General features: G+C 68.5%; 9 protein-coding genes and 1 pseudogene. 2 read left to right on the plus strand and 8 right to left on the minus strand.

Features of this window, described 5'->3' with window-relative positions; translation table 11 throughout:
• Together Q0W90_RS20685 and Q0W90_RS20690 are read left to right on the plus strand one after the other, a co-directional pair.
• A partial coding sequence (locus Q0W90_RS20685; RefSeq protein WP_297776273.1) for an ATP-binding protein occupies positions 1-255 on the plus strand: 255 nt, incomplete at its 5' end.
• Positions 252-932, plus strand: coding sequence for a response regulator (locus Q0W90_RS20690; protein ID WP_297596854.1), 681 nt, complete (start codon positions 252-254; stop codon positions 930-932). The genes Q0W90_RS20685 and Q0W90_RS20690, both read left to right, overlap by 4 nt.
• 96 nt (positions 933-1,028) lie before the next feature.
• Here the strand turns inward: Q0W90_RS20690 and Q0W90_RS20695 are convergent, their stop codons facing one another.
• The 8 genes and pseudogenes from Q0W90_RS20695 to mfd all read right to left on the minus strand — a co-directional run.
• Entirely contained in the window at positions 1,029-1,319 is a 291-nt protein-coding gene (locus Q0W90_RS20695) for a hypothetical protein (protein WP_297596852.1), read from the minus strand.
• A gap of 111 nt (positions 1,320-1,430) precedes the next feature.
• Positions 1,431-2,381: a Ppx/GppA phosphatase family protein gene (locus Q0W90_RS20700; RefSeq protein WP_297776276.1), complete on the minus strand. Its 951-nt coding sequence runs from the start codon at positions 2,379-2,381 to the stop codon at positions 1,431-1,433.
• Positions 2,375-2,863, minus strand: coding sequence for a DUF501 domain-containing protein (locus Q0W90_RS20705; protein ID WP_297776278.1), 489 nt, complete (start codon positions 2,861-2,863; stop codon positions 2,375-2,377). Before Q0W90_RS20705 ends, Q0W90_RS20700 begins: the two co-directional genes overlap by 7 nt.
• Positions 2,856-3,545, minus strand: a complete 690-nt coding sequence (locus Q0W90_RS20710; RefSeq protein ID WP_297596846.1) for a septum formation initiator family protein — start codon at positions 3,543-3,545, stop codon at positions 2,856-2,858. The genes Q0W90_RS20705 and Q0W90_RS20710 overlap by 8 nt, the downstream gene beginning before the upstream one ends.
• Position 3,546: 1 nt before the next feature.
• A complete protein-coding gene (gene eno, locus Q0W90_RS20715; protein WP_297596844.1) occupies positions 3,547-4,836 on the minus strand; it encodes a phosphopyruvate hydratase in 1,290 nt (429 codons plus the stop codon).
• Positions 4,837-4,882: 46 nt separating this feature from the next.
• Entirely contained in the window at positions 4,883-5,611 is a 729-nt protein-coding gene (locus Q0W90_RS20720) for a lytic transglycosylase domain-containing protein (protein ID WP_297596842.1), read from the minus strand.
• Positions 5,612-5,770: 159 nt separating this feature from the next.
• Positions 5,771-6,783, minus strand: a pseudogene (locus tag Q0W90_RS20725) (nucleoside triphosphate pyrophosphohydrolase).
• 52 nt (positions 6,784-6,835) lie between these two features.
• The coding region (gene mfd, locus Q0W90_RS20730; RefSeq protein WP_297776282.1) for a transcription-repair coupling factor at positions 6,836-8,848 on the minus strand (2,013 nt) is incomplete at its 5' end.

An 8,848-nucleotide genomic window follows, 5' to 3' on the forward strand; every position in this document is an offset into this window, starting at 1 on the left:
CGGGTGGGCGATCGGGTGCTGATCAACGTCATCGACGAAGGGCCCGGAATACCGCATGGGGCCGAGGACCAGATCTTCGACGCGTTTCAACGGCTCGGCGATCACGACAACACCACCGGCGTCGGTCTGGGGATGTCGGTGGCGCGGGGCTTCGTCGAAGCGATGGGCGGAACAATTACGGCCACCGACACCCCGGGAGGCGGACTGACCGTGATCGTGGATATGGCTGCGCCACAAGCGATGGATGCCTTATGACGCGCGTATTGGTGATCGACGACGAACCGCAGATCCTGCGGGCGCTGCGCATCAACCTGTCCGTCCGGGGCTATGAGGTGGTCACCGCCTCGAGCGGCGCCGGTGCGCTGCGCGCCGCCGCCGAGCACAAGCCCGACGTGGTGATCCTCGACCTCGGTCTGCCCGACATCTCCGGCATCGACGTGCTGGCCGGTCTGCGCGGTTGGCTCACCGCACCGGTGATCGTGCTGTCCGCACGCACCGATTCGTCGGACAAAGTGGAGGCGCTGGACGCCGGGGCCGACGACTATGTCACCAAACCCTTTGGGATGGACGAATTCCTGGCGCGGCTGCGCGCGGCGGTCCGCCGCAACACCGCGGCCTCCGAACTCGAGCAGCCGGTGATCGAAACCGAATCGTTCACGGTCGATCTGGCCGCGAAAAAGGTCATCAAGAACGGCAGCGAAGTACACCTCACCCCGACCGAGTGGGGGATGCTCGAAGTCCTTGTCCGTAATCGCGGCAAGCTGGTCGGCCGCGAGGAGCTCCTCAAGGAGGTGTGGGGGCCGGCCTACGCCACCGAAACGCATTACCTGCGTGTGTATCTCGCGCAGCTGCGCCGCAAGCTCGAAGACGACCCGTCACATCCCAAGCATCTGCTGACCGAGTCGGGCATGGGCTATCGATTCGAGGCGTGAGTAGCGCTCCCCACGTGGCCGAGCGGGCTCAACGCCGCGATTCGGCCCCATCTGCACCATGCGCCTCTCCGGACGGTGGCATGTCAAATGCCCGCCTTATAGCGACAATTTGGCTGCCGCCTCACGCAACGCCAGCACGCGCTGATGGATGCGGTATTCCGTGCCCCGCGGCATGTACCCGGGCCCATACCGGCCCCGCCCCAGCCGCCATACCCTGCCACGTTCGATCTCCCACCGCAGCGCATCAGACACCACCTTCGATGGTCTGCCGTGCACCCCAAAGCCGTGCCATTTCAACGCGTCCATCAATTCGGCGATGGTCGCCGGCCCATGAACGGCCAGCTGCATCGTGAGCACGTAACGCAGCTCGATTCCGCGTAGATCCATCCTCGGACCGTCGCACACGGGTGTGACACCGACCGAGGTTGTCGCTGTGAGGCGGGCAAACGTGGTGGCCACTTGCCCAGGGGCCGGTGGGGCGGGTGCGGCTTGCCCGACCTACTCGGCGATCGACAGCACGATGCCGTCCAGGATGTCGTGCTCACTCACCGTCAGCTCGTCGATACCCGCCCGTTCACGCAGCTCGCGCGCCAGCTCCTCCACCACGATCGCGCCCCCGCCGATCACGTCGGCGCGCCCCTCGTGCATCGGCGGTAGCGCCGCGCGCTCGGCGCGCGTCATCCCGATCAGCCGTTCGCACACCGCCAGCAGATCCGCGCCGACGACACGCGAAAGATGAATGGCCGCAGAATCATACGCCGGCAAATTGTGCGCCAGTGCGGACAGTGTGGTCATCGTCCCGGCCAGCCCCACCCAGGTCCGCGCCCCTTCGACGGGCACCACGCCCAGCGCGACCTCGAGCCGCTCGCGCACCACCTGCCGGGCCGCGGCCACTTCAGCGGGCATCGGTGGATCCGAATGCAGGCAGCGCTCGGTCAGCCGGACACAGCCGATGTCGGCCGAGTGGCTGGCCGCCACCGCCTCATCGCCCACCACGATTTCGGTGGAGCCCCCACCCAGGTCGACGACGACGAACGGTCCTGCCGCACTATCTAATTCGCCGACGGCACCACGGAATGACAGCGAGGCCTCTTCGCCCCCGCTGATCACCTCGGCCACCGAACCGGGGAGCACCGCGCCCAGCACGTCGGCCGTCATCGCAAAGAAGTCGTCACGGTTGGCGACATCGCGGGCGGCCGACGTGGCCACCATCCGCACCCGGCCGACCCCGTGCTCTTTCAGCAGCGCGGCGTAGTCCGTCAACGCGGCCCGGGTTCGGGCTATCGCGTCCGCCGCGAACTCACCCGTCGCGTCGACCCCCTGGCCCAGCCGCACGATCCGCGTCTCCCGATGCACGTCCCGCAGCCCGTCCCCCTTGTTGAAGTCGGCGATCAGCAACCGAATCGAGTTGGTACCGCAGTCGATTCCCGCCAGCCTGTCATTCACCATCGACCCTCCACCAAAACGCCGGCCATCGCGGGCTCGGCGGCCAGGATCGCCAGCGCCTCGTCGCCGAACGGATTCACGCCCGGCCCCTTGGCCAGCGAATGGGCGATCAGGACGTGCAGACACTTGACCCGGTCGGGCATTCCGCCGCCGGAGAAGGTAGTCCCCAGCGATTCGATCGCGTCGCGCTCGGCCAGATACGACTCGTGCGCGCGCCGGTACGAGGCCGCCAGCTCCGCGTCCTGCCCCAGCCGCTCGGTCATCTCGCGCATCAATCCGGTCGTCTCGAGCCTGCTCGCGGCCGCGGTCAGCGCCGGATGCGTCAGGTAGTACAGCGTCGGAAACGGCGTTCCGTCAGGCAATTTCGGCGCGGTCTTCACCACGCCGGGTTCACCGTTGGGACACCGGTAGACGATTTCGAGCACCCCGCGCGGCTCACGCCCGAGCTGGCGCGCCACCGCCTCCAGGTCGGCACGATCAACCACCGGGGCCCGTGGGATTCGGTGCGGGCGGACCCGGTTCGGCCGGCGGGGCCGGGACTTCGGGGGCAGGCGGGTTTGCCGGTGGCAGGTGCGGGGCGTCGGCGATGGTGTGCCACAGCGACGTGTACCACGGGTCGTTGTTGACCGGTTTCGCCGACGGGGATCCCGGCTGGGCGGGCTCGGCCGACGTGGGCGGAAGCTGAACCTGAAACGGGATGTCTCCGGGCTTCACGAAGCCGAGCCGCTCGCGGGCCTGCGCCGCGATGTAGGCGGGGTCACCGAGTTTGGTCTTTCGCTGCTCCAAGTCCGCGATCTGACGGCGCAGCGCGGCTTCGCTGGCGGCCAGCTGATTCATCTCGGTGCGCTGCGCGAAATAGGTGCGCACCGGTCCGGCGATGGTCAGCGTCAGCACGCAGATCACCGCGGCCAGCACCGCCGCGCGCCGCGCGGTGAAACCCAGCCGTTGCTCGGAGCGCAGCTCAACCGATTCGGCGGCCTGCCGGGCGATGGGTTCGACGACATGCTCTTGCTGCGTGGTGTTGCGGGCGGCGTGGTTCGCCGTGGGCGACGTCCTCGCGGACGGCTTCGACGACGGCTTGGCCGAGCGACGGCGCCGAACCGAATCACCGGCCTTCCCCGGCCGCGATGCCGGGGAACGCCGTTTCGGATCCGGCTTGGCGGCCAAGCTATTTGGCCTCCACGGCATAGCGCGGGAACGCCAGGTCGCCGGCGTAGCGGGCGGCGTCACCGAGCGCCTCCTCGATCCGCAGCAGCTGGTTGTATTTGGCGACACGCTCGCTGCGGGCGGGCGCGCCGGTCTTGATCTGCCCGCAGCCGACGGCCACCGCCAGGTCGGCGATCGTGGTGTCCTCGGTTTCGCCGCTGCGATGGCTCATCATCGTGCGGTAGCCGCTGTGGTGGGCGAGCGCGACCGCGTCCAGCGTCTCGGTCAGCGTGCCGATCTGATTCACCTTGACCAGCAACGCGTTTGCCACGCCCTTGTCGATACCCTCTTCCAGACGCTCGGGATTGGTGACGAAGATGTCGTCACCAACAATCTGCACCCGGTCACCAATCGACGCGGTCAGGGTCGCCCAGCCGTCCCAATCGTCTTCGGAAAGCGGGTCTTCGATGGACACCAGCGGGTAGGAGCCGAGCAGCCCGGCGTAGAACTCCGCCATCTGCTCCGCGGTGCGGGTGGCGCCCTCGAATTTGTAGCCCGTCCCGTCGGTGAAGAACTCGGTGGCGGCCGCATCGAGGGCCAGCGCCACGTCGGCGCCGAGTTTGAAACCGACCGATTCGATGGCCCGGCTGATCAGATCCAGGGCCGCGGTGGTGCCTGCCACGTCGGGAGCGAAGCCGCCCTCGTCGCCCAACCCCGTGCTCAAGCCCTCCTTCTTCAGCACCGACTTCAGCGCGTGATACACCTCGGCGCCCCAGCGCAGCGCCTCGGCGAAGCTGGGCGCACCGATCGGCGCCACCATGAACTCCTGAATGTCGACGGCGGTGTCTGCGTGTGCGCCGCCGTTGAGGATGTTCATCATCGGCACCGGCAGGATGTGCGCATTCGGACCGCCGAGGTAACGGAACAGCGGCAGCTCGGCGGAATCGGCGGCCGCCTTGGCCACGGCCAGCGACACGCCCAGGATCGCGTTGCCGCCCAGCCTCGACTTGTCGGGCGTGCCGTCCAGATCCAGCAGCGCCTGGTCGACCAGCCGCTGATCGTCGGCGTTGAGGCCGATCACCGCCGGGCCGATCTCGTCCAGCACGGCTTGCACCGCCTTCCGCACGCCCTTGCCGCCGTAACGCTCGCCACCGTCGCGCAACTCGACGGCCTCGTGCTCGCCCGTCGACGCGCCCGACGGCACCGCCGCGCGGGCAAACGTGCCGTCGATCAGGGCTATCTCGACCTCGACTGTCGGGTTGCCGCGGGAATCGAGGATCTCGCGGGCCCCGACCTGCTCGATAATCGGCACTGGGTTCTCCTTGTTCGCGTAAGGCCTGGGTCAGCGATACATCCTGCTACAACGGGTGACCTTTCGCGTAAGCGGTCGCCCAATCCCGGACCGCCCGCGCGTAGACCCCGGAATTGTTGTAGGCACGCAGCGCGGTGATCCAGCCCCGCGGCGTTCCGAGATCCTTTCCGCGCCAACACAGATAGCCCGCCGCGGCAAGCGCGGCGTCGTCGATATTGTCCGGGCTGACGCGGCCGTCGTTGTGAGCGTCGACACCGTAGAGCCGCCACGTCTCCGGGATGAACTGCATGGGTCCCATGGCGCGGGTCACGCCGTCGCCGTCGGTGAGGTCTTCGTCGGTGTCGACGATGCGCAGTGTCCCGCCGCTGCCGTCCAGGCGGACACCGCGAATCGGGGGGCTGACATCTCCGTTGGGCGCCAGAGTGGCGCCGCGGTAGGTGCCGTGGTGGCTCTCCACCTGTCCGATGCCTGCAAGGGTGGTCCAGGCAATGTGGCACTTCGGGTTCTCGACTTCGGCGACCCGGGCCGCATACGCGTAGGCCTCGAGCGCGATCACCGGGATCTCCAAGGCGGCCGACCGTTGCTCCGCCCAGTCGCGCAACTGTTCGGCGGGCCGACCGCTGGCATGAGTGTCCACCGGCGGCACCGGGTCTCCCGTCGGGGGGGGCACACCGTCGGGAATGAACAGGCTGAGCTGCCACGTGCAGCTGGAGGCCAGAACGATCGCGGTCGCGCCGATCACGGCGGCCGCGCGCATCCAACGCCTCGGCGACACCACGCGTTCCTGAGCTCCCCTAAGGATTCGCAACCTTCTCCGCGATATTACCGAGCGGCCGATGACAAATCCGGCAAACATTGCGGCGATCGCTCTCGCAATGCTGGCGGCGGGAGGTAATCCGCGGCATCGGCGCTTTCAAAGGCGGCTGTGCCGTTTTCAAGGGCGCCGTCGCCCGCTCAGGCCTCGTCGGCCGCGGCGTCGACGGTGACCTCGTCGGTGGCCGAGTCGGCCTGCGATTCACCCGTCGGCCAATGCTCGCGCCATTCCTGTTCGGAGACTTCACCGAGCGGGGCCACGTCCAACTCCGCGGGGACGCCGGCCCCACGACGCGCGGTGGCGATCGCCCGCTCGGCGCCGCGGACCGTGTCGACGAACTCCAGAACCGCTGTGCGCAGCGCGCTTTCGGCATCGACATCGGCCGACACGGAGATCGAGGTGATCTCGTCGGGGATCAGGTCGGCGGGCAGACCGGCCTTGTCGGCACGCTGGATCACCTTCTGGGCGAGCGCCAATGCGGGCTGCCCCGTGTGCACGTCGTCCATCACCGATTTCCGCGGCTTTTCGGCGGCCTTGCGCTCTTCCCACTGCGCCAACTGTTCTTCGAGCGAAATCGGTTGCCCGGCAAGCACTCCCGGCACCCGGTTGCCGAGTTTCCGCATCAGGGCGGCGGCGACGTCGTCGATGGTGAAGGCAGATTGCGGCGCGTCCTCGGCGATGCGGGCGTGGAAGAGGACTTGCAGCAGCACGTCGCCGAGTTCGTCGCGCAGCTGGTCGGCGTTGCCGCTGCCGACCGCGTCCAGCAGCTCGTAGGTCTCCTCCAGCAAAAACCTGCGCAGCGAGTCGTGGGTTTGCTCACTCTCCCACGGCCCGGCGGTGCGCAGTTTGTCCATCATGGCCACGGCATCGACCAGCCGTTCACCGCGCGGCGTCCCGGGCGCCGAGATCAGCCGGGCGCCGGCCGCCAACCGGGCGGTCACGGCCGGGTGGTCGGGGTCGGACGACAGCAACACCGGCGCGTCCTCCCCGGAGTGCACCGGACGCGCCGCCGACAACGACCAGGGCACCGCGACGGGCATCTCTTCGGTGTACTGCACCTCGCCGGCGAGATGCTCGATGGCTTCGACGGGCACCAGCGACGGGCGGCGGGGGTCGAACAAGACGACGATCATGGGCGCCCCTCCTCCTCATCGCTTCGCTCTGCATCGTCGCCGGCGCGGATCATCAGCGCGCTTGCCGCTCCTCACTTGCCATCGACGCAGGTAGTTCCCTCGTTATACCAATATCCGTCTGCGGTTTGCCCTGCAGTGCGGTCACCAGGTTGGCCACCATCTGCACCAACTCGACATCGCGTATGCGGGCCGCGCCCGCAAAACTCTGGCCACCGCCGGCGCGCGGGATGGGAACCTGCACGGTGGACGTCGTGGCGCGGTAGTTCGCCGCCGGATACATCCGCTTGAGCCGCACCTGAGCCGAGTCCGGCAGCGTCATCGGCGAGAGCCGCACGGTCGCCGCCGACGGCGCCGATACCTCGGTGATGCCGGCGGCGCGGCACAGCAGCCGCAGCCGCGCCACCGCCACCAGCCGCAGGGCCGGCTCGGGAAGCGCCCCGTAGCGGTCGACGAGTTCCTCCACGACCGCGTCGATCTCGCCATCGGAGGCCGCGGCGGCCAGCCGTCGATACGCCTCGAGTCGCAGCCGGTCGCTGGCGATGTAGTCCGGCGGCAGGTGCGCATCGACCGGCAGGTCGATCCGCACGTCCTTGGGTTCCTCGGCGGTCGTGACGGTTTGGCCGTCGGCGGCCGCCCGGTACGCCTCCACCGCCTCGCCCACCAACCGCACGTACAGGTCGAAACCCACGCCGGCGACGTGTCCGGACTGCTCGACACCCAGCACGTTGCCGGCGCCGCGGATTTCGAGGTCCTTCATCGCGACCGCCATGCCCGCGCCCAGCTCGTTGTTCTGCGCGATGGTGGCCAACCGGTCGTAGGCCGTCTCGGTCAGCGGCGAATCCGGCGGATACAGGAAATAGGCGTAGCCCCGCTCCCGGCTGCGGCCGACCCGGCCGCGCAGCTGGTGCAGCTGCGACAGGCCGAAGGTGTCGGCGCGCTCGACGATCAGGGTGTTGGCGTTGGAGATGTCCAGCCCGGTCTCCACGATCGTGGTGCACACCAGGATGTCGTATTCGCGGTTCCAGAACCCCTGCACCGTGCGCTCCAGCCGTTCCTCGGGCATCTGCCCGTGCGCGACGACCACTCGCGCCTCGGGCACCAGATCCCGGAGCCGGGCCGCCACCCGATCGATCGAGCTGACCCGGTTATGCACGTAAAAGGCCTGCCCGTCGCGCAGCAACTCGCGCCGCAAAGCGGCCGCGACCTGCTTGTCATCCTGCGGACCGACATAGGTCAGCACCGGATAGCGCTCTTCGGGCGGGGTCAGGATCGTCGACATCTCGCGGATCCCGGCCAGGCTCATCTCCAACGTGCGCGGGATCGGGGTGGCGCTCATGGTCAGCACGTCGACGTGGGTGCGCAGCGACTTGATGTGCTCCTTGTGCTCGACGCCGAACCGCTGCTCCTCGTCGACCACGACCAGCCCCAGGTCCTTCCAGCGCACCCCGGTCTGCAACAGCCGGTGCGTGCCGATCACGACGTCCACCGAGCCGTCGGCCAGGCCCTTGATGACGGCCTTGGACTCCGCGGAATCGGTGAATCGGGACAGGCCCTTGACGGTCACCGGGAACCCGGTCATCCGGTCGGCGAAGGTCTGCAGATGTTGGTCGGCCAGCAGAGTGGTGGGCACCAGCACGGCGACCTGTTTGCCGTCCTGGACCGCCTTGAAGGCCGCCCGCACCGCGATCTCGGTTTTGCCGTAGCCGACGTCGCCGCAGATCACCCGGTCCATCGGGATCGGCTTTTCCATGTCGGACTTGACCTCGGTGATCGCGGTGAGCTGATCGACCGTCTCGGTGTACCCGAACGCGTCTTCCATCTCGGCCTGCCAGGGGGAGTCGGGCCCGAACGCGTGCCCGGCGCTGGCCTGCCGCTTCGCGTACAGCGCCACCAGCTCGCCGGCGATCTCGCGCACCGCGCGGCGCGCCTTGGTCTTGGTGTTGGCCCAGTCGCTGCCGCCGAGCTTGCTCAGCGCGGGCGCCTGGCCGCCGACGTACCGCGAGAGCTGGTCCAGCGAATCCATGGGGACATACAGCTTGTCGGAGCCGCCCCCGCGCTTGCTGGA

Source organism: Mycobacterium sp. (assembly GCF_025933915.1).
Lineage (GTDB): Bacteria > Actinomycetota > Actinomycetes > Mycobacteriales > Mycobacteriaceae > Mycobacterium.

Bases quoted from the DNA above. Each gene is read 5' to 3' on its own strand.
- Q0W90_RS20700 (WP_297776276.1), bottom strand. From the start codon at position 2,381: ATGGTGAATGACAGGCTGGCGGGAATCGACTGCGGTACCAACTCGATT.
- Q0W90_RS20695 (WP_297596852.1), bottom strand. From the start codon at position 1,319: ATGGATCTACGCGGAATCGAGCTGCGTTACGTGCTCACGATGCAGCTG.
- Q0W90_RS20690 (WP_297596854.1), top strand. From the start codon at position 252: ATGACGCGCGTATTGGTGATCGACGACGAACCGCAGATCCTGCGGGCG.